This is a genomic window from Streptomyces sp. NPDC047017 (genome assembly GCF_040644175.1).
Lineage (GTDB): Bacteria > Actinomycetota > Actinomycetes > Streptomycetales > Streptomycetaceae > Streptomyces.
This window is the reverse complement of sequence record NZ_JBEYVW010000003.1, coordinates 277,973-298,741: the sequence shown is the minus strand read 5'-3', so window position 1 is coordinate 298,741 and position 20,769 is coordinate 277,973. Positions and strand designations below refer to the sequence as shown.

17 protein-coding genes and 1 pseudogene are annotated in these 20,769 nt (G+C 72.6%); 6 read left to right on the top strand and 12 right to left on the bottom strand.

The window, feature by feature from the left end:
• Window positions 1-5 precede the first annotated feature (5 nt).
• The 6 genes from ABZ858_RS06950 to ABZ858_RS06925 all read right to left on the bottom strand — a co-directional run bounded on the left by ABZ858_RS06950 (window position 6) and on the right by ABZ858_RS06925 (window position 6,227).
• Entirely contained in the window at window positions 6-1,220 is a 1,215-nt protein-coding gene (locus ABZ858_RS06950; RefSeq protein ID WP_361373486.1) for an NAD(P)/FAD-dependent oxidoreductase, read from the bottom strand.
• A 69-nt stretch (window positions 1,221-1,289) separates the two neighbouring features.
• Window positions 1,290-2,093, bottom strand: a complete 804-nt coding sequence (locus ABZ858_RS06945) for an ABC transporter permease (protein ID WP_361373484.1) — start codon at window positions 2,091-2,093, stop codon at window positions 1,290-1,292.
• Entirely contained in the window at window positions 2,090-2,878 is a 789-nt protein-coding gene (locus tag ABZ858_RS06940) for an ABC transporter permease (protein ID WP_361373482.1), read from the bottom strand. Before ABZ858_RS06940 ends, ABZ858_RS06945 begins: the two co-directional genes overlap by 4 nt.
• Window positions 2,875-3,879, bottom strand: a complete 1,005-nt coding sequence (locus ABZ858_RS06935; protein ID WP_361373480.1) for an ATP-binding cassette domain-containing protein — start codon at window positions 3,877-3,879, stop codon at window positions 2,875-2,877. The genes ABZ858_RS06940 and ABZ858_RS06935 overlap by 4 nt, the downstream gene beginning before the upstream one ends.
• A gap of 133 nt (window positions 3,880-4,012) precedes the next feature.
• Complete coding sequence (locus ABZ858_RS06930) at window positions 4,013-4,291, bottom strand: hypothetical protein (RefSeq protein ID WP_361373478.1); 279 nt, start codon at window positions 4,289-4,291, stop codon at window positions 4,013-4,015.
• 7 nt (window positions 4,292-4,298) lie between these two features.
• Entirely contained in the window at window positions 4,299-6,227 is a 1,929-nt protein-coding gene (locus tag ABZ858_RS06925; RefSeq protein WP_361373476.1) for an AMP-binding protein, read from the bottom strand.
• Between the two features lie 285 nt (window positions 6,228-6,512).
• Here ABZ858_RS06925 and ABZ858_RS06920 point away from each other — a divergent pair, with 285 nt between their 5' ends.
• Together ABZ858_RS06920 and ABZ858_RS06915 are read left to right on the top strand one after the other, a co-directional pair.
• The gene (locus ABZ858_RS06920) at window positions 6,513-8,114 is read left to right on the top strand and encodes an AMP-binding protein (RefSeq protein WP_361373474.1); all 1,602 of its coding nucleotides are present in this window, start codon (window positions 6,513-6,515) and stop codon (window positions 8,112-8,114) included.
• Window positions 8,101-8,631, top strand: a pseudogene (locus ABZ858_RS06915) (4'-phosphopantetheinyl transferase); the annotation flags it as partial. The gene ABZ858_RS06920 and the pseudogene ABZ858_RS06915, both read left to right, overlap by 14 nt.
• A 264-nt stretch (window positions 8,632-8,895) precedes the next feature.
• On the opposite strand, the gene ABZ858_RS06910 reads toward ABZ858_RS06915, so the two are convergent.
• Window positions 8,896-9,189 (bottom strand): helix-turn-helix domain-containing protein, encoded by a 294-nt coding sequence (locus tag ABZ858_RS06910; protein WP_361373725.1) that lies wholly within the window; start codon window positions 9,187-9,189, stop codon window positions 8,896-8,898.
• A gap of 707 nt (window positions 9,190-9,896) precedes the next feature.
• Window positions 9,897-10,976, bottom strand: coding sequence for a cytochrome P450 (locus tag ABZ858_RS06905; protein WP_361373472.1), 1,080 nt, complete (start codon window positions 10,974-10,976; stop codon window positions 9,897-9,899).
• Between the two features lie 288 nt (window positions 10,977-11,264).
• Here ABZ858_RS06905 and ABZ858_RS06900 point away from each other — a divergent pair, with 288 nt between their 5' ends.
• Window positions 11,265-12,485 carry a cytochrome P450 gene (locus ABZ858_RS06900; RefSeq protein ID WP_361373470.1) on the top strand — a complete coding sequence of 407 codons (1,221 nt, stop codon included), beginning with the start codon at window positions 11,265-11,267 and terminating at the stop codon, window positions 12,483-12,485.
• A 164-nt stretch (window positions 12,486-12,649) separates the two neighbouring features.
• On the opposite strand, the gene ABZ858_RS06895 is transcribed toward ABZ858_RS06900, so the two are convergent.
• Window positions 12,650-14,026 (bottom strand): FAD-binding oxidoreductase, encoded by a 1,377-nt coding sequence (locus ABZ858_RS06895; protein ID WP_361373468.1) that lies wholly within the window; start codon window positions 14,024-14,026, stop codon window positions 12,650-12,652.
• A gap of 192 nt (window positions 14,027-14,218) precedes the next feature.
• Between ABZ858_RS06895 and ABZ858_RS06890 the strand changes: the two genes are divergently transcribed.
• Complete coding sequence (locus tag ABZ858_RS06890) at window positions 14,219-14,566, top strand: VOC family protein (protein ID WP_361373466.1); 348 nt, start codon at window positions 14,219-14,221, stop codon at window positions 14,564-14,566.
• Window positions 14,567-14,638: 72 nt separating this feature from the next.
• Here the strand turns inward: ABZ858_RS06890 and ABZ858_RS06885 are convergent, their stop codons facing one another.
• Window positions 14,639-15,232, bottom strand: coding sequence for a DUF4291 domain-containing protein (locus ABZ858_RS06885; protein ID WP_361373464.1), 594 nt, complete (start codon window positions 15,230-15,232; stop codon window positions 14,639-14,641).
• 220 nt (window positions 15,233-15,452) lie between these two features.
• Here ABZ858_RS06885 and ABZ858_RS06880 point away from each other — a divergent pair, with 220 nt between their 5' ends.
• A complete protein-coding gene (locus ABZ858_RS06880) occupies window positions 15,453-15,875 on the top strand; it encodes a hypothetical protein (protein ID WP_361373462.1) in 423 nt (140 codons plus the stop codon).
• Between the two features lie 100 nt (window positions 15,876-15,975).
• Here ABZ858_RS06880 and ABZ858_RS06875 read toward each other — a convergent pair whose 3' ends face one another.
• The gene (locus ABZ858_RS06875) at window positions 15,976-17,505 is read right to left on the bottom strand and encodes a M81 family metallopeptidase (protein WP_361373460.1); all 1,530 of its coding nucleotides are present in this window, start codon (window positions 17,503-17,505) and stop codon (window positions 15,976-15,978) included.
• Window positions 17,506-17,532: 27 nt separating this feature from the next.
• Window positions 17,533-18,687, bottom strand: coding sequence for an ROK family transcriptional regulator (locus ABZ858_RS06870; RefSeq protein ID WP_361373458.1), 1,155 nt, complete (start codon window positions 18,685-18,687; stop codon window positions 17,533-17,535).
• Between the two features lie 270 nt (window positions 18,688-18,957).
• Between ABZ858_RS06870 and ABZ858_RS06865 the strand changes: the two genes are divergently transcribed.
• Entirely contained in the window at window positions 18,958-20,766 is a 1,809-nt protein-coding gene (locus tag ABZ858_RS06865; protein ID WP_361373456.1) for a peptide ABC transporter substrate-binding protein, read from the top strand.
• Window positions 20,767-20,769 lie beyond the last annotated feature (3 nt).

The window sequence follows — 20,769 nt, the reverse complement described above, 5'->3', positions numbered from 1 at the left end:
GCCGGTCACCGGCCCGCCGTGCCGACCGGCGCGGACCAGTCGACGCGGTGGCCGTAGACGGTCTCGGCGTTCTTCAGGCCCAGCCGGAGGAAGAGCGGCAGCATCAGGTCGCGCAGGGCGCGGCCCACCGGCCCGGCCGGGGTCATCTGGCCGCCGGTGCGGCGGGCCTGCCGGATCAGGCCCTCCACCCGCGGGCGGCGCAGCGACTCGTACACGGCGAAGGCGGTACGGGCGTCGGGCAGGTCGCGCAGGCACTTGGCGAGGACGACGGCGTCCTCCATACCGAGGGCCGCGCCCTGTCCCAGGTGCGGTGAGATGGCGTGCGCGGCGTCACCGATGAGCGCCACGTCGCCCCGGTGCCAGGCGGGCACGGACGGCAGGTCGTACAGCGGCCACCGGCCGATGGGGCCCTCGGTGGCGCGCAGGATCCCGGCGACCACCCGGTGGTCGCCGGCGTGGCGGCTCACCAGCTGGTCGCGCCACTGGTCGTCGGTGAGGGTGGCGGCCCAGCCGCGGGCGGGTTCCCGGGTCTCGGTGTGGTTCTCGAACCAGTACACCTCGCCGTCCGGCAGCACCTGGTAGCCGAAGAAGCCGCGCAGGCCGAACATCATGCGGAAGGTGCCGTCGGGCTCGCCGACCGCGCGGGTGCGGGCGAAGCCGCCGGACCCGATGCCCTGGGTGAAGCTCGGCGCGGGGGCCTCGGGGAACACGGCTGAGCGGGTGGCGGAGTTGATGCCGTCGGCGCCGACGAGGAGGTCTCCCTCGGCGGTGCTGCCGTCGCTGAAGACGGCCGTGACCTCGCCCGGCCGCCCGGTCTTCACATCGGCCAGCCGCTTGCCGAACTCGACGCGCACCCCGGCCTGTTCGGCGCACTCGCGCAGCGCCCTGTTCAGCAGGCCGCGCTTGACGCAGGTGGTGTGCTCGGGGTTGCTGCCGATGGTGCGGCCCTTGTGGTTGGTGAAGACCAGCCGGGTGGTCGCTGCGCCGTGGGCGAGCACCGTGTCGGCGATGCCGAGGGTCTCCAGGACGCTGCGCCCGTTGGGCCCGAGGTTGAGGAAGGAGCCGGCGTGGTCGTCCGGTTCGGGGCGGGCCTCGTACAGCACCGGTGTGTAGCCGCAGCGGATCAGGAACAGGGCGAGCACCGGTCCGGTGATGCCGCAGCCGGCGATGAGGGCGCGCCGCTCCCGGGGCGCGGCGGGCACGGGTTCTTCTTCGGGCATGACCAACTCCTCGTTCTCCGTGGACCACGCCACGGGGGGCGTCGGAACTCCTCGGCCTGGGCGGGGGCCTCAGCCGGCGACGAAACCGCGGAACTTGCGCGCCGTCACGTACGCGCACAGCACGCTCACCCCCGCCGTCCAGGCGACGGTGGCGAGCACGGGCCACAGCAGGGGCCCGCCGTGGGACAGCCCGACCAGTGCCTCGACGGCGGTCGAGACCGGGTTGGCCGCGACCACCGGCCGGATCGCGGACGGGAAGGCGTCGTACGGCATGTAGCCGGTCGAGAGCATCGTCAGGGCGAGGGTGGGCATCTGCACCCAGCGCATGATGACCGGCGGATAGGGCGCGGACAGCGCCGCGACCACCGCGAGGGAGGTGCACATCAGCCCGAACAGGGCGACGAGCAGGAAGAAGCCGACCGCGCAGGCCACGCCCTGGCGGAAGCGGAACCCCGGCAGCTGTGCGATCAGCGCGACCAGCACCGCGATGCCGAGGATGCGTACCAGATCGCCGAGCATCCGGCCGAGCAGCATCGACATGGCGTTGACCGGCATGGCGCGCAGCCGGTTGAAGACGCCGCTGCGGATGTCCACCCAGAAGGCGATGGCGCTGGAGCCGATCGCGGAGAAGGCGGTGATGAGGATGACCAGCGGGGCGAGGCGGACGACGTAGCTCTGGCCCAGGGTGTCGTGCACCAGGATCTTGAACGTGGCGAGCAGCATGAACAGTTGCAGCAGCGGGAAACCGAAGGTGGACAGCAGCATCATGGGGCTGCGCACGAAGTGCTTGAGCGTCCGGCCGCCGATGAGCGTCGACTGGGCCCACAGTCCGGGCACCGGGCTCTGCGCGGGGGCCGGGCTGGTCGCGGTCACTGGGTCACCTTCCGGAACGCGCGTGCGGTGGTCCATCCGAAGAACAGGGCGAGTCCCGCGCACCAGAACACGGCCGGCAGGACACGTCCGGCGGTGGGCTCGCCGCCGGACAGCGCGCGCAGCGCGTCGATCACCGCCGACACCGGCGAGTTGCGCACCACGGGCTGGAGCCAGTCGGGGAAGAGCGTGGCGGGCACGAAGCCGGTGGAGACCACCAGCAGGGGCAGGTAGGGCAGGTAGAGCGCGGCGGCCAGCGCCTCCTGGTTGCGCAGGCCCAGCCCGAGGGTGGCGGTGACGGCGGCCAGCGCGACCGTGAAGGCGACGGCGACCAGCAGGAAGCCGATCGCGGCGACAGGCCCCGCGTGGAACCGGAATCCGGCCAGGTGCGCGACGAGAGTGACCACCACGGTGGAGGTCAGCGCCTCGGCGGCCACGACCAGCAGCCGGGCGGTGCCCAGGGCGGACGCGGCGATGGGCATGGTGCGCAGCCGGTTGAACAGGCCGCTGCCGCGGTCGGTCGCCAGGGACATGGCGGAGGCGATGGCGACGAACATCAGGGCCTGCACGACGAGGGTCGGGGTGACGAAGCGGCCGTAGTCGATGCCCTTGGCGTGCAGCATGCGGCTGAAGGTGGCGTAGAAGATGCCGAAGAACAGCAGGGGCTGCACGACGGTGCCGATGAGCGCGCCCTTGCTGAAGGAGCGCCGCAGGTCCCGCTCGGCCAGCACCCGGACGTCGTGCGCGAGTCCGGGCGGGGCGGCGGGGGCGGTGGCGAGGGCGGTCATCCGCGGGCCTCCGGGACCGGGCGGCCGGCGGTCGAGCCGGTGGTGTCCGCGCTGCCGGCGGCCGGCCCTGCCGGGTCCGGGCGGTCGGCGGTGAGAGCGAAGAAGACGTCGTTGAGGGTGGGCGGGTGCACGGCGACGTCGTCGGCGCGGATCCCGCCGGCCTTGAGTACGTCGATGATCCGGCCGAGGTCGTCCGTGCCGCGCACGGGCACGACGAGGCTGTCCTCGCGGACGCCCACCGTCATGGAGGCGGTGAGGAGTTCGGCGGCGCGGGCGCGGACGGTGCCGTCGGCCACGACCACCTCGCAGACCGAGCCGCCGGTCTGCTGCTTCAGCTCGCGCGGGGTGCCCTGGGCGACGACCCGGCCGTGGTCGATGACCACGATCCGGTCGGCGAGGGCGTCGGCCTCGTCCAGGTACTGGGTGGTGAGCAGGATCGCCATGCCGTCGGCGGCGAGTGCGCGGACGGCCTCCCACAGGGTCTCGCGGCTGCGCGGGTCGAGGCCCGTGGTGGGTTCGTCCAGGATCAGCACGGGCCGTGGCACGGCCAGCCCTACGGCCAGGTCGAGTTTGCGCCGCATGCCGCCCGAGTACTGCCCGACCGGCCGGTCGGCGCTGTCCGTGAGCCCGAACCGGTCCAGCAGCTCCTGCGCGCGGGCGGCGGCGCCGGGCTTGGACAGGCCGAGCAGCCGGGCGAAGAAGACGAGGTTCTCGCGGCCGGTGAGGGTCTCGTCGACGGCCGCGAACTGCCCGGTGACGGCGAGTGAGGCGCGGACGCCGTGCGGGTCGGCGCGCAGGTCGCGGCCGGCCACGGTGGCGGTGCCGCCGTCGGGGGTGAGCAGGGTGGTCAGGCAGTTGATGAGCGTGGTCTTGCCGGCTCCGTTGGGACCCAGCAGCCCGACGACGGAACCGGCCGGGACGTGGAAGGACACGTCGTCGACGGCTGTCGTCGGTCCGAAGCGTTTACACAGCCGTTCGACGGAGATCACGGCGTCGGACACGGGAAAGCCCCTCTCTTCACGCCGGAGGTGCGCAGGTCTCGCGCGTGCGCACGGAGCACCTCGAACGTAGCGATCCGGGCACGTCCACTCCGGTCTCCTTTCAGGTCTCTTTCGACGGGCGGCGGCCCGTGGTTCAGCCCGCCACCAGCTCGTTCTGCTCGCGCAACTGCCCCACCACGTACGCGATCACGTCGTCCGAGGTGGCGATCCCGCGGCCCGCCTCCTCGTCGATGGGCGGCAGGTCGAAGTCGTCCTCGACGGCGAAGGCCAGCTCCAGCAGGGCCAGGGAGTGGTACCCCAGGTCGTTGACCAGATGGGCGGGCCCCTCGTCGGGGAACCCCTCGGCGTCCGGGGCCAGTTGGCGGATGATGCTCAGGATGGTCGCGCGGACGGCGCTCTCGGTGTGGGCCATGTCTCTCCTAGGGCTGTGGGTGGTCTGCCGCGTGCTCCACGAGGCTGTGCCAGATCACGCGGCGCCTCGGCTTGCCGCTGGGGGTCCGGGCGAGCGTGCCGCGCCCGACCCTGAGCACGAGGGCGTCGGCGCCGGGGACCGCTCGGCGCAGCAGCCGGCGTACGGCGTCGTCGGCGGACGCGCCCGGGGGGCTGCCGCCGTCCCCGGGGGTCCGGCCGGTGAGGCCGGTGCCGTGCTCGGCGGTCCGGCCGGCGGCGATGGCACCGCCTCCGGTGATCCTGCCGGTGACGGTGGTGTCGTCCTCGGCGGTCCTGCCGGTGACGATGGTGTCATCCTCGGTGATCCGGCCGGCGGCGATAGCACCGCCCCCGGTGATCCTGCCGGTGACGGTGGTGTCGTCCTCGGCCGTCCCGCCGGTGACGGTGGTGTCATCCTCGGCCGTCCGGCCGGTGGCGACGGCACCGCCCCCGGTGGCCCCGCCGGTGACGGTGGCCGCGCCCCCGATGGCCCCGCCAGTGGCGATGGCGCCGCCCCCGGTGGCCCCGCCCCCGGCCGTGGTGTCGTCCTCGGTGACCAGGGCGGCGACCGGTCCGGTGGCGTCCTCGCCGAGCACCACGGCGGAGCGCGGCGGCAGCAGTCCGGCGCGGCGGAGCGTCTGTTCCACGTCCTCCGCGAACACCCACTGGCCGCGCAGCTTCAGACCGTCCCCGATCCGGCCGTGCACGAAGAGCTGTCCGTCGGCGAGGAACCCGGCGTCGCCGGTGCGCAGTTCGCCGTCGCCGATCCGGGTGTCCCGCAGGTCGTCACCGAGATGGCCGAGGGCGATCTGCGGTCCGCGTACGGCGATCTCCCCGACCGTGCGGTCCGGCAGGTCCCGGCCGTCGTCGCCGACGATCCGCACGGTGGTGCCGGGCAGCGGGCTGCCGCAGCCGACGACCGACTTCTCCTCCGTCCACTGCTGCCCGTGCCGCACTCCGGTGACCGCGAGCGACGCCTCGGCCAGGCCGTAGGCGGGCAGCAGGGTCGCGCGGCGCAGGCCGTGCAGGCCGAGCAGCGCGTGGAAGCCGCGCAGCGTGCCGGGCGGGATGCGCTCGGCGCCGACCACCAGGGAGTGCCAGCCGGAGAAGTCCAGGCCGGTCAGGTCCTCCGGCCGGACCTTGCGCAGGATGTGGTCGAGGCCGAAGGCGGGGGTGGCGCTGACCGAGGCGCCGCGCAGCCCGAAGCAGCGCAGGTACTCCAGCGGCCGGCGCACGAAGGTCTCGGGCCGCATCAGCCACAGCTCGTCCTGGGCGAGTACGGGCCCGAGCAGGCAGCCGACCAGGCCCATGTCGTGGTGGACCGGCAGCCAGCTGGCCCAGACGGTGCCCGGGCCGGCCTCCAGCCAGTCCCGGATGGCGGCCACATGGCCGGCCAGGGCGGCGGCGCCGAGGGCGACACCGCGGGCGCGCCCGCCGGAACCGGAGGTGAACTGCACCAGTCCCCGTGCGGCCGGTGTCCGGCCGGGGCCGGTCTCCTCCGGGTGGCCGAGCAGGGCGGCGCTGTGCAGCAGGGGTATGCCGGGCGGCAGCGGACGCGCGGGCGTGCGGTCGGCGATCACGGCACGCGGCCGGGCGGCCGCCAGCAGGGCGGACATCCGGTCGTCGTAGCCCGCCGCCGAGGGCGCGCCGGCCAGCGGCGGGGCCAGCGGTGCCGGGGTGGCCCCGGCCAGCAGGGTCCCGAAGAACGCGGCGACGAAGGCGGGCGAGGAGGGCAGCACCAGGGCGACGACGTCGTCGGTGCCCACTCCCGCCCGGACGAGGGCGTGGGCCGCCCGGCGGCTGAGCCGGGCCAGCTCGGCGTAGGACTGGCGGTGCCAGCCCCCTTCGCGGGTACCGAAGTTCACGCCGGTCCGGGTGCTGGGTGACTCCAGCCAGCTGAGCAACGTGGCAGCGGACACGGCCGGTTCACCTCCGATGCGCCGTGGACATCGGCGAGCGTAGGGGCGGCCCGCGGCGGGCCGGACGATGCTGTTGGGTGTCTTTCATGCCGTCCGCGCGGGGCGCGCGCCCCGGGTGATGCTGGTCTCCCCGCCGCGCGGGCTCCCGTGCCGCGCGCCCGACCGGGCGCCGCGGCCTGCCCGTGTCCGGCGTCCGCCCGCGGCCCGGCCCGTGCCGGGCGCCGGCGACCACCGGTCCGGGGGCAGCCCCGGCGCCGAGCAGCGTGTCCCAGACGGAGGTGTTCCATGCTGGAGGGCTTTGTACCGTGGCCCGCCGAGTTCGCCGAGCGCTACCGCGAGGAGGGTTACTGGCAGGGCCGGACCCTGTACGACCTGCTGCGGTCCGCGGCGCACGAGCACCGGGAACGCACCGCGGTGGTCTCGGGCGGGCTGCGGCTGACGTTCGGCGGGCTCCTCGCGCAGGCGGACGAGACGGCCGCCGGACTGTACGGGATCGGGGTGCGCGCCGGGGACCGGGTGATCGTCCAACTGCCCAACCAGGCGTCCTTCGTGGTGCTGAGCTTCGCGCTGTTCCGGCTGGGCGCCGTGCCGGTGATGGCGCTGCCCGGCCACCGCCGCAACGAGATCGTCCATCTGTGCCGGTCCTCGGACGCCGTCGCCTATGTGGTGCCCGACCGTTTCCAGGGCTTCGACTACCGTGCCCTGGCCCGTGAGGTGCTGGCCGAGGCGCCCGGGCTGCGCCATGTGCTGGTGGCGGGCGAGGCGGACGGGTTCACCCCCCTCGACGAGGTGCGCGCGGCCCCGCTGGATCTGCCGCCGGTGGACGCGTCGGAGGTGGCGCTGCTCCTGCTGTCCGGCGGCACCACCGGGCTGCCCAAGCTGATCCCGCGTACCCATGACGACTACGCCTACAACGCGCTGGCCTGCGCCGAGGCCCTCGGTATGGACCGGAACGGGGCCTATCTGGCGGCCACTCCGGTGGCCCACAACGCCGCGCTGGGCTGTCCCGGGGTGCTGGGCACGCTCTTCGTCGGCGGCAAGGCCGTGCTCGCCGCCAATCCGAGCCCGGAGGAGGCCCTGCCGCTGGTGCTGGGCGAGGGGGTCACCCTGACCACCCTGGTCCCCCCGCTGGTGATGATGTGGCTGGCCGACCCGGAGGTGGCCAAGGCGGATCTGTCCGGGCTGCTGCTGCAGGTCGGCAGCTCCAAGTTCCAGCCGGAGGTGGCCCGCCGGGTCACGGCGACGCTGGGGTGCCGGCTCACCCAGTGGTACGGCATCGGGGAGGGGCTGCTCACCCACACCCGGCTGGACGACTCCGAGGAGGTGGTCCTCACCACGGAGGGGCGTCCGCTGTGCCCGGCGGACGAGATCAGGGTGGTGGACGACGCGGGGCGCGAGGTCGCGCCGGGTGAGGTGGGCGAGTTGCTGACCCGCGGCCCGTACACGATCCGCGGGTACTACCGGGCCGCCGAGCACAACGCCCGCGCCTTCACCCGGGACGGGTTCTTCCGCACCGGCGATCTGGTCCGGCTGACCGCCGAGGGGAACGTGGTGGTGTCCGGGCGGGTGAAGGACATCATCCACCGGGGTGGCGACAAGGTGTCCGCGGAGGAGGTGGAGAGCCATCTGCTGACCCATCCGGCCGTGCGGGACGTGGCGGTGGTGGGGCTGCCGGACGAGCGGCTCGGCGAGCGGGTGTGCGCGTTCGTGGTGCCGTCCTCGCCGGACGGGCAGCCGCCGCGCCTCGGCCGGCTGAAGGCGTACCTCACCGAACGCGGGCTCGCCCCCTACAAGCTCCCGGACCGGCTGGAACTGGTGGACGACTTCCCGAAGACGCCCGTGGGCAAGGTCGACAAGAAGGCGCTGCGGGCCCGTGCCGGGGACTGAGGACGCGCTCCTGCGGGCCGTGCTGCCGCCCTGGGCGTACGGCGCGGCCCGCACCGGCGACGTGCCGGCGTACGCCTTGGCCGCGGCGGAGTCCCCGGGCCGGGACGTGGGAGAGCGGCGGCGCGCCGAGTTCACGGCCGGCCGCTGGTGCGCGCACCGGGCGCTGGCCGCGCTCGGCACGCCGTTCTCGCCGGTGCCCCGCGGACCGCGCGGCGCACCGGTGTGGCCCGTGGGGGTGGTGGGCAGCATCACGCACTGCGCCGGCTTCCGGGCGGCCGCCGTGTGCCGGGCCCGCGACGCGTGGGGGCTCGGGCTGGACGCCGAGCCGGCCGAGCCGCTGCCCGGCCGCGTGCGGGCCCGGCTGCTGACGGCCCGCGAAGCCGACCTGGCCGGCCGGCTGCGCGTCCGGCTCCCCCGGCTGCCGGTGGACCGGCTGCTGTTCAGCGCCCGGGAAGCCGCCTACAAGGCCTGGCCCTCCCACCGGGGAGCACCACCGCCGCTGCGCGGCCTGAGCGTCGAGGAGTTCACCGCACACAAGGCCGACCCGGGCTCGGGCTGCTCGGCCTCGGGCGACTCGGCCTCGGGTGACTCGGCCTCGGGTCATTTCACGGTCCGGCTGCCGGCCGGTCACCCGCTGCCGGACGGGTACGCGTCGCCGGATGGCCGGTGTCTGCACGGCAGGTGGCACGCGGCAGCTGGGCTGCTCGTCACCTGCGTGGTGATCGCCGTGGTCCGTCCGGCCGACGGGGTGCCGCCCGGGCCGGACCGCGGCGGGTCCCGGTCAGGACAGATCCGGCTGGGCCTCCAGTACGTAACCGCGTCCCCACACGGTCCGGATGGAGAGTCCGAGCGGCTGGATCCGGTCGCGGATCCGCATCATGTGCAGATCCAGCGCGTTACGGGTGCGTGAGCCGCTGACCTGCCCGAGCCGGAAACGGAGGGCCTCACGTGGCACCACCTCGCGGTAACGCGCCACGAGCAGTTCCAGGAGTTCCGCCTGAGTGGGCGAGACGGTCACGAAGCGGGAACAGAAATGCAGGACGCCGCTCTCGTCCAGGCACGGTAATCGATTCATCCGGTAACGTCGGCTCAGAGCGTCCACCCTGGCCTGCAGATCATGTGCGGGAATCGGCGCCCGCACCCAGTCCTCGCACACGTCCTCGCATATGGGGGCCGCCGCGCCCGCCTCGACGACCAGTATCCGGGGGAGGCCCTCGGACCTACATCGGTCACGCAATTCCCGCTGTGCCGGCCATCTCAGGAGCCGGACTTCTTCACGTGCCAACTACGCGCTCCCTCCACGCGCTTGCTGCCGCTCCGGACACGGGCCCCGTATGTGTCCATTGCCGCCCTGAAGACAAGCGAAGCCAACAGGCATCCGTCGTATGCCCGTTGGACGTGCCCAACCGTACTGCCGTTACCGGCGGACGAAACGATTCCGCCATACTTCACCCTTGCCCCGAGAAGCAAACCTCGGACCGGCGGCGATTATGCGCCACCCCGGGCATGGTTTAATTTCGAATGAAGTTTCCCGCTTCCCGCGCCGCCCCGGGCCCGGACGGCGACTGACCGGCCAGGACTCGGCCGCACCGTCGTGCGACCGCTCGCGTACGGCCCTCACTCCCCCAAGGAGGACCGGTCGGCGAGCAAGCCCTGCCGAGGACTCCGGACGAGACGCACAACGGCTGGTCAGGTCATCCGTCCGCCGGAGATTCCCAGGGCCAATCTACGGTCCTGGACCATTGCTGATGCCTAAATCTGTCAGTTGTGTTTCGGTCACGATCACTTCAGCGCGACGGGCACACTGCGGTACGACCGGAAGGTGACGCTCGGCCTGCGGACGACCTCCCCCGCCGCCTTGAGCGCCGGGGCGTGCCGCAGCAGCCAGCCGATCGCCGCCCGCCCCTCGATCCTGGCCAGATGGGCACCGAGGCAGTGGTGCGCGCCGCCGCCGAAGCTGAGGTGGGGATTGGGCGCACGGCCGATGTCGAGCCGTTCGGGGTCGGGGAACCGGCGCTCGTCGTGGTTGGCCGAACCCAGCAGGAGCACCAGCACCCGGCCGGCCCGCACGGTCCGCCCGGCCACCTCCACCGGCTCGCGCACGAGCCGGGCGGTGGCCTGGATCGGCGCGTCGAACCGGAGGAACTCCTCCACCGCGCTCTGCATCAGCTCCGGGTCGCGGCGCAGCCGGGCGGCCTCGCCGGGATGGTCGAGCAGCGCCGCGACACTGGTGGCGATGAGGTTGGTGGTGGTCTCGAACCCGGCGAAGAACAGGAACACCGTGTTGTCGACGATCTCCTCGGCGGTCAGCCGGCTGCCCGGCTGCTCGGCGTCCTCGGCCTCGATCATCCGGGAGAGCAGGTCCTCGCCGAGCGCGGCACGCCGCTCGCGCAGCAGGTCCCCGATGTACTCGCGCAGCCAGGACACCGCCCCGTGGGCCGCCGCCCGGTCCTCGTCGGGGACGTACAGGGCGAACGCCTTGGCGAGGTCGAGGGCGTACGGCCGCACCAGGTCCCGGTCGACGGGCGGGATGCCGACCAGTTCGCACACCACCGAGACCGGCAGCGGGAAGGCGAGTTCGGTGACCGCGTCGAAGGTGCCCCGCTCCAGGGCGGGCGCGAGCAGCTCGTCGACCTGCTGCTCGACGTAGGCGTGCATCCGCTGGAGCAGGCGCGGGCTGAACGCCTGCGCCATCAGCTTGCGCAGCCGGGTGTGGTCCGGCGCGTCACGGTCCAGGAGGATCCGCTGGAAGAAACTCTGGGCGGGTCCTTCTCCGGTACTGAATTCGTGGTACTCGGGGGGATATTCGTGACTGAGCCGGCGGTCGCGCAGCAACGGCGCGACATCGTCGTACCGGCTCACCACCCACTGGCCGGGTCCGCCTCTGCTCAATCCACCGGAGGCGCGCAGCCCGCGGTAGATCGGATAGGGGTCCGACAGTACCGCTGGGTCCCTGGAATCGAATTTCAAGGGCAGATCGAAAGACATTCCACTCCCCCAGTCCGAGAAATCTCACCAGCTCGCGCACCTTACCATCGAAAGGGAACGGGCAAGGGGCCGGGAAGTAAATTCCCGCAGGTAGTGGAATTCTCTGTCCGATCCCTTTCAGAATCTCTCGGTAATACGGGGGGAACGGGCATCCTCTGCCCTGTGACCGAGGCGATGGACACACGACTCCCCAGGTTCGTCCTGGACGATCCCGAGTTCCTGCGCGATCCGTACCCGGTCTACCGGGAACTGCGTGCCCGAGGGCCGCTGTGCCGGGGCGGGCCCGCCCAGTGGGTCGTGACCCGCCACGAGGAGGTCTCGGCTCTGCTGCGGGACCGGCGGCTCGGGCGGGAGTTCCCCGAGGAGTTCCAGAACCTCTCGGTGGGCCCGGGACCCGCGGTGGACTTCCTGCGCCGCATCGTCATCGACCGGGACCCGGAGGAGCACACCCGGCTGCGCCGGCTGCTGACCCGCGCGCTGAACCCCCCGATGGTGCGCTCCCTCGCGGAGCCCATCGCGGCCATGACCGACGACCTGCTGGAACGGGCCGTGACGGACGGGACCTTCGACGCGGTCCGGGATCTGGCCCAGCCGCTGCCCGTCCTGGTGATGAGCACCCTGCTCGGCATCCCCGCGGAGGACCGCGCGGCCGTCATGGAGCGCTCGATCGACGTCTCCAAGGCGTTCGCCGTGTTCATCCCGGAGGCCGAACGGGCCGCCGCGCACGCCGCGGTCGTCTGGCTGCGCGACTACTTCCGCGGGCTGCTGCGCCGGCGCCGGGCCGCCCCGGTCGACGACCTGCTCACCGCCATCGCGGCGGCACACGAGGGCGACTGGCGGCTCACCGAGGAGGAGGCCGTCGACAACGCGCTGTTCCTCTACTACGCGGGCTTCGAGACGACGACCAACCTGATCGCGACCGGCTGCGCGGCGCTGGCCCGCCACCCGGGCGAGCAGGCCCGGCTGCGGGCCGACCGCTCGCTGCTGCCGACCGCGCTGGAGGAGTTCCTGCGCTGGGACGCGCCGATCCACACCACCACCCGGCTCACCCTGGAGCCGGTCGAGGTGGGCGGGCGCACACTGCGCCGGGGCCGGGTCGTGGTGCTGCTGCTGGCGTCGGCCAACTACGACGAGCGGCGGTTCACCGACCCGGGCCGGCTGGACGTCGGCCGGCACCCCAATCCGCACCTCAGCTTCGGCGGCGGCGTCCACCACTGCCTGGGCGCCATGCTGGCCCGGGTGGAGGGCACCGCGGTCTTCGGGCGCCTGCTCGACCGGTTCGCCGACCTCCAGCCCGCCGGGCAGGAGGACTGGCAGCCGAGCGGCGGCGGTTTCCGTTTCCCCTACTGCGCCTACCGCAGCATCCCGTTGCGGGTCGGCTGAGCCCCCGGCCGGGCCCGGTGCGGCCCGGCCCGGCGCCGATGGCGGCCGGCCAGGCCCCGCCTCGTCCCCACCGGAACGACGTCGTGGCACCGACGTCACGCAGCGGCCGGTGGTCCCGCTGGCTGCGGGTCCACCGGCCGCTCTCTCTTCGCGTGCCGTGCGTGTCAGTCGGCCGGAAGGATGTTGTGGTTCACCCGGAACACGTTCTCCGGGTCGTAGGCCGCCTTGAGGGTGCGCAGGCGCGGATAGTTCACCCCGTAGGCGTCGGCCACCCGCTGCGGGCCGTCGTCGCCGAGGTGGTTCACGTACACCCCGCCTGTCGTGTAGGGCAGGACGCGTTCGTACACGTCCTGTGTCCACTCGATGTTCTGCTGGTCCTCGCTCTCGTCCTCCCATTGGCTGAGCACGCTGACGAGATATCCCTCGCGGTGCGGGAACGCCGTGGTCTCCGGCGGCAGTTGCGCCATCACGCCGCCCATCAGGCCGCCGCCGACCAGGGACAGCGGCGAGGGGTTGGTGGCGTAGCCGTCGCCGAGGATCTCCACGGCCTCGGGGTGCAGTTCGGCCATGTGGAAGGAGCGCGCGTACAGGCGGCGGCCCGCCACCGTGTTGTCGTCCAGCATCCGCTGCACGGCGAGGTACGGCATCCGGCCGACATGGTTGAGCAGCGGCTTCTGGCCGAGACCGGCCAGCGGTGCCACCGCCTCCTCGGCTCCGGCCGAGGTGTCGGCGTGGACGTAGCCGAGACCGACGGCCGGTTCACCGTCCACGGTGAGGAAGGCGAACGAGGTGGTCAGCGCGTCCGGCGCGCTCTCGTTGAACTCCCCCAGCCGGCGGGCCACGGCACCGGTCTCGGCGACCGGGAAGGCCAGCAGCCCGGCCAGGCAGTCGCCCTGCGGGTGGAGCTTGTACTCGAAGGCGGTGGCCACGCCGAAGTTGCCGCCGCCGCCGCGGATCGCCCAGAACAGGTCGGCGTCGTCCTCGGGGCTGGCCCGGCGCACCTCGCCGCTGGCGAGCACGATGTCGGCGGACAGCAGGTTGTCCACCAGCAGCCCCCGGTAGCGGCCCAGCCAGCCGAGCCCGCCGCCCAGGGTCATGCCGCCGATGCCGATGTACGACTCCTGCGAGCCGGTCACCGCGAGTCCGAAGTGCATCGTCTCGGCGTCGAACTCACCCTGCACCAGGCCGGGCTGGGCCTGCACGGTACGCCGCTCGGGGTCGACCCTGATGCCCTTGAGCGCGGAGGTGTCGATGACGAGGCCGCCCTCGCAGCTGCCGGTGCCGGCGAAGCAGTGGCCGCCGCCGGTGACCGCGAGCAGGATGTCGTGCTCCTTGGCGAACCGCACGGCGGTGATCACGTCGGCGGCGCCCTGGACCCGCACGATCGCGCCCGGGCGTCGTTCGAAGTAGGCGTTCCAGATGGCCTTGGCGGCCGGGTATTCCTGGTCCTCCTCGGTGATGACGGGGCCGCGCAGCCGTTCGCGCAGCTCGGTGACGGCGCTCTCCGGCACACTTGCGCCCTGGGACGTGGTCAACCGCATCGAGTCTCCCGCACGGGTGGGGTTTCCTGGCCTTGGCCGGGCCATTCAATTCCCCCGCGCGGTGTTTCGGCCGCGAAGGGACAGACCCCGGAAAGATCCGCGCCGGGCCGCTCGGTCTGCCCGCGGTCCGCCGCCGCAGCGGCTAGGCTGGCCCGGTCCAGCCGCGTCCGACCCGACCACCGGAGCCGCGAGATGCATGTCCGCCGTGTCGTTCCCAACATCCAGTCGCAGTCGTTCGACAAGAGCGCGCAGTTCTACGGCGTCCTGGGCTTCGAGGAAGTCATGAACCACGGCTGGATCATGACCCTGGCGTCCGCCGAGAACCCCGCCGTCCAGGTCAGTGTGATGACCGAGGACCAGACGGCACCGGTCATCCCGGACATGAGCATCGAGGTCGAGGACGTGGACGCCGTGTACGAGGCCATGCGGGAACGCGGCGCGGAGATCGTCCATCCGCTGGTCGACGAGGAGTGGGGCGTGCGCCGCTTCTTCGTCCGCGACCCCGACGGCCGCGTGGTCAACGTCCTCAGCCACAGCTGAGGACGGGACCGGGGCGTACGGGTCTCTCCGATCCCCTCCGGTCCTCTTCGCTCCCGCCGTGCACTGCCCGGCTCACCGGTGCAGATGTGCCAAGGCCCCTTCCGCCACGGGGTAGGGGCGTTCCTCCGGCAGGAGCCGGTGGGCGGCCTCCAGGTCGCCGTCCCTCACGTGGGCGTGCACCGCGTGGGCGAGCGGCGTGACGTCGGTGATGGACACCGTCCACTGGTCGGCGTAGCGCCGTGCCGCCTCGCCGGCGAGGCCGAGTTGGAGCGACCGATGGGCCAGCGGCCGCAGCAGCAGATCCCGTTCGGGGTCCCACTGCACACGGGCCGGGGCCCGCTTCAGCTGCCGTTTCCAGGTGCCGGGGTCGGTGTGCAGCCCCTGCTCGTAGTGCGACAGGCAGGCGTGCTCAAGGGCCCACTCGAAGCCCTCGCGGGAGATCTCGACGGCGAGGACGGTCTCCTGCCCCTCCTTGGTGCCCCATCCGCAGCGGTACATCATCCACAGGAACGACGGCTTGATCCAGGTCATCCGGTCCCGCTTCCAGGCAGCCGGGAACCGGCCCTTCCTGGCCGCCGGCAGGCCGATCCCCGGGGTGTAGGCCTGGTAGACGGTGATCGTGGACTCGGTGTGGACGGCTCGGATCCGGTATCTGGGTTCTTGCACGGCAACCAGGATGGACACCCCGTTCCGCGCACGCCACCGAATTTGCCCGCGCCCCGGCCGGTCACACCGGTCACCCCCGTCCGGCTGTTACAAGGCAGGGACAATCCGCCGATGAACGCCTCCCCGCTCTGTGTCGTCATCCCTAGTGAACACGGCAAACGGAAGGTACGCGGCGATTGCCGCGAAGAGCTTTTCTCACCATGGAAGGGGCAATTCTGTGATGGTCTCGAAGCGGCGCGCCCTGCGCACAGCGGTCGTCGGTGTTCTCGGTGCGGCCTCCCTCGCCCTCGCGGGCACCGCGATGGCGGCCACCCCCGCCACCCCCGTCGCGCACTCCGCGGCGCCCGCCGCCGCCCAGCAGGCGGCCGCCAAGGCCGCGATCACCGCCAAGCCGTCGGTGTCCACGGTCAACGCCTGGCAGCTGTTCCGGGTCACGGGCCAGACCACCGGGCTCAAGGCGGGCAGCAAGGTGACCCTCCAGCAGAAGCAGCACAACCAGTGGGTGAGCCTGCCCGCGTCCGTGAACACGTCGCGGACCGGCTCCTACTCGCTCGGTGTCAAGCTCGGGCTGAAGGGCAAGAACGACCTGCGCATCGTCAGCGGCAGCACGGCGTCACCGGTCTTCAACGTGACCGTTCGCTGAGCGGCGCCGCGGACGCGGCGACGAGCCGGCCCCGGGGCGGTCCCCCTCCGCCCCGGGGCCTCGCCATGTCCGGGGCACGGGACCGCGCATCAACCGTGCATCATTCGTCGCGGCCGGTCAGCGGCTCGTTCGACGGCGGGACGACACGGGCCGTCAGGTCCGGGTCCGGCATGTCCGCGTCGAAGGGGAACATCGGGCGGCGGATGCGGTGGTGCCCGAGCCGGAGCAGGTCCTGGTCCACCCCGCCGGGGGTGAGCGCCAGCTTCCAGCCGGCGGCCATGTCGAACAGCTCCGGCTCCAGGTAGCCGATCTTGACGATCACCAGATCGGCGGCGCGCGGGTCGAGGTCCAGGTCGGTGAAGTCGTGCTCGTGGTGGTACGGCTTGCGCAGCCGGGTGAGGATCGCGTGGACGCCGCCGACGCGGATCACGACCTCGGTCCCGGCGTCCCGGTCGCCGTGCTTGACCGCGTGCACCACTCCGGTCAGGGTGACCGGTCCGGCGTGCCGGTCGTCCACCTCCGCACCGGCGGTGACGGTGACGGTCGCGCCGACGCCCGCGCGCACCGCGGCGTCCACCGCGGCCGGGCCGGGCACCGAGGCGTAGATGACGGTCGGGCCGTCCGGGGAGGTGAACTCGGGCCGGGCGAGCACCCGGTGGAGCCCCCAGGTGACGTCTCCGGCGCCGCCGGCGGTCGGGTTGTCGCCGCTGTCGCTGATGAAGTACGGCCGGGCCGTCGCGGGGGCGGCGAGGGCGTCGTCGAGGCACTCGTCCAGTGAGCCGGTGGGCGCGACGAAGGCGAATTCCCGGCGGGCGTCCCAGAAGCCGCGGGCCAGCCGCTCGGCCCCGGCCGTGACGGCGGGCTCCGAGGGGCCGGTGACGACCACCGCGGCCCGGTTGCGCGGCTCGTCGGCCCAGGCGTAGCCGACCCAGATCGCCGCGTCGACGACGCCTTCGGCCACCTCGACCTCGTCGACGGCCGCGTAGACGCTCTTGGCGGGCTCCAGCCGGGTGGAGGTCTGCTCCCCGGCGAGCAGCACCGGGACCGGCACCCATGCCTTGACCGGGCGGGGCGCGCCAGTGGCCAGGAGCCGTACCAGATTCCGGGCGGCGCGTTCCTTGGTCTCCATGTGGTCCTCGTGCGGGGCCATCCGGTAGCAGGTGATCAGGTCGCTGCGGTGGACCAGTTCGCGGGAGACGTTGCCGTGCAGGTCCATGGAGGTGGAGACGATCACGTCCGGTCCGACGGCCTCGCGGATCCAGCCCAGCAGCACGGACTCCGCGTCGTCCAGGCCCTCCACGGTCATGGCGCCGTGGATGTCGAACCACAGGCCGTCCAGGCGTGGTGTGGCGGTCAGCCGCTCGATCAGGTCGTCGGCCAGTTCGGCGAACGCCCCGGCGGTCACCGTGCCGCCGGGCAGCGCCTTGCCGACCAGCGCGCCGTGCCACTCGGCGGCCTCGCGCAGCGGCTGCCCGGGGGCGAGGAACGGATAGCGGCCGAGCACCTCGTCGCCGCGCTGCGGATGGAAGGCGGGCGCCGCGGTGCGCGCCGGGGAGAAGGTCGAGGACTCGATGCCCAGCCCGGCGATGGCGATCACCGGGCGGCTGACGGCGGTGCGGGGTTGTGACATGGCTCCTCGTGCGGTGGGCGGGGCGGTTCAGGTGTGCTGGAGGCTGCGTTCGAGCGCGCGTTGCAGGGCGAAGCGTCCGGCGCCGACGAGTCCGGCGTCCGCGCCCAGGCCGGCGCTCTCGATCACCAGGTGCTTGGTGACCAGCGGATGGCAGCCGGCGTAGAGCTGGCTGCGCACGGCGGCGACGAAGGGTTCCAGGGTGGACAGGATGCCGCCGAGGTAGACGGCGTCCGGGTTGAAGAAGTTGACGTTGGCGGAGAGCACCGTGCCGAGGTAGCGGCCGGCCCGGCGGACCGCGCGGGTGGCCTCCGGGTCGCTCTCGTCCACCAGCCGCACCACGTCCTCCAGGGTGTGCACGTCGGCGCCGCTCTCGGCCAGGACCCGCACGAGCGCCGCGCCGGAGGCGACGGTCTCCAGGCAGCCGGTGTTGCCGCAGGAGCAGACGATGTCGCCCGCGCCTTCGATGCGGACGTGGGTGATGTCGCCGGCGGCGCCGGTCGCACCGCGGTAGAGCCGGCCGTCCGCGATGATCCCGGCGCCGATCGCGGAGCCGATCTTGACCATGATGGACTGCTTCCGCTCGGCCGGGCGCACCGAGTGTTCACCCGCGGCCATGCAGTTGGCGTCGTTGTCGACGGCCGCCGGCACGCCGAAGCGGTCCTCCAGCCAGGCGGTGACCGGGAAGTTGTTCCAGCCGGGCATCCGGGAGGGCAGCATGGCGCTGCCGGTGGTGAGGTCGACCGGGCCGGGCAGGGACAGGCCGACGCCGCGCAGCAGCGGGCGTCCGCGCTGTTCGGCAAGGGCCTCCAGGGTGCCGGCGAGTCCGTCCAGCGCGGTCTCGGGTCCCTCGCCGATCGCGAACGGCACGGTGGCGGTGCCGGCCAGGGTGCCGTCGGGGAGCACCGCGCCGATCCGGGCATGGCGGCCGCCGAGGTCCGCGGCGAGCGCGAACTCGTCGCCGCCGGCCAGCCGCAGCACCTTGCGCGGGCGTCCGCCGGTGGAGGCCCGGGTGCCGCGCTCGGTGACCAGCCCCCGGTCCACGAGCTGTCCGACCGTCAGTGACACCGTCGAGGGCGCCGCGCCCAGCAGGGCGGCGAGTTCGGTGCGCGAAGCGGCCTGCCCGGAGGCGATCAGCTCCAGCGCACGCGAGGCCAGAGAACGGCGGTCACTTTTTTCAGTCATGGGCGGCAGGACTTCCGGAACGGGGACGGTGGCGCCGACGTTACGCCCGACTCCCCCGCCGGGGAACAGGTGCTGCGGCAGCCCCGGCACTCACCTCTCACCCGCCCTCGCTCGATCACCGCAGCTCAGGGCCGGTACATGGGCGGGGAGCCCGACTTTTTTCGAAAACGATGAAACAAACTTGTTATGCCGGTGCTTCTGTTCATTCCGGTTGCCGCGCCGTTGACTGGCCCCACCCCGTTCCGGGCCGTTCCCCTGATGAGGAGGGTCATGTCCCCTGCGCGCATCGTGCCGCGCCGTATGGCGCTCGTCGCGGGCACCGCCGTCTCGGTGGGCGCACTGCTCGCGGGCTGCGCCGGCTACCGCGGCTCGTCGTCCGCGTCCACCGACTCCGTCAACTACGCGCTGCCGGCCAACTTCACGCCCAACTGGATCCTGCCGGTCGGCACCGCGGGCCATCTCAACACCAACAACGCCTCCATCGCCGCCACGCTGTGGGAACCGCTGGTCGCCTACGACGGGTCCACCGGCGCGATCGGCTGGAACAAGGCCGCCTCGGTGGCCACCGCGGCCGACTTCGCCGCCGACGGCCGGAGCGTCACGATCACCCTCGGCGACCGGCACTGGAGCGACGGCACACCGGTGACCTCCCGCGACGTCGAGTTCTGGTACAACCTGGTCAAGGCGAACAAGGCGCAGTGGGCCAACTACAACCCGGGCCGTGCGCCGGACAACTGGACCTCGCTGAAGGCCGCCGACGACCACCACTTCACGCTCACCTTCGACAAGGCGTACAACTCCCAGTGGATGCTGGGCAACGAGCTGTCGCTGATCATCCCGCTGCCCCAGCACGCCTGGGACCGGACCGGTGCCTCGGCCGCGGTCTCCGACGCCGACCGGACCCCGGCCGGTGCCAAGCGGGTGTGGGACTTCCTCAACAGCGCGGCCGGGAACATCTCCCGCTACGCCACCGACCCGCTGTGGAAGACCATCGACGGCCCCTACTCGGTCTCGTCCTTCACCACCTCGGGACATGTCCGGCTGACCGCCAACCCCGCGTACGACGGCGGCGAGAAGCCGGGCATCCGCACGGTGAACCTGCTGCCGTTCACCACCCCGGCGGCCGAGGAGAACGCGCTGCGCGCCGGGCAGGTCGACTACGGCTATCTGGACGTCTCCGACCTCGGCCTCAAGTCCTCGTTCAGCAAGCAGGGTTACACGGTCAAGCCGTGGTCCGGCTGGGCGATCACCTACATGCCCTACAACTTCGCCAACCCGGCCATGGGCGCGGTCTTCAAGCAGCTCTACGCCCGGCAGGCGATCCAGACCTCCATCGACCAGGCCGCCCTGGCCAAGGCCATCTACAACGGCACGGCCGTCCCCGGCTACGGCCCCGTGCCGCAGGCGCAGTCCTCGGTGTTCCTGTCACCGGCCCAGCGGGACAACCCCTATCCGTACTCCACCGCCAAGGCCGGGGCACTGCTCACCGGCCACGGCTGGACCCTCCGGCACAACGTGATGACCTGCACCGACGCCGGCACCGGCGACCACCAGTGCGGGGCCGGGGTGGCCCGGGGCACCGAGTTCAGGATGCGGGTGCTCGCCCAGTCCGGCTCCACGGTGACCGACAACATGCTCAGCGCCCTGCAGTCGATGCTCTCCGACACCGGGATCGGGCTGTCCATCAAGACCGCCCCGGTCAACTCGGTGCTCTCGCAGACCCCGGCCTGCACCGCCGACCAGCCCATCTGCTCCTGGCAGCTGTCCTACTTCGGCACCGCGGGCAGCTGGTACTTCCCGCCCTTCCCGACCGGCGACTCGCTCTTCCAGAGCAAGGGCGGCTCCAACTTCGGCGGCTACTCGAACGCGGCGGACGACGCGCTCATCACCACCTCGACCACCTCCGGCTCCACCCAGGCGGTACGGGACTACAGCGCGGCGCTCGCCCGGAACCTGCCGGTGATCTGGCTGCCGGAGCCCGACTACCAGATCTCGGTCATCAGGAACGGCCTCGGCGGCTTCGCCCAGGACTCGCTGGCCAACTTCCATCCCGCGCAGTGGAAGTGGACCGGGAAGTGATCG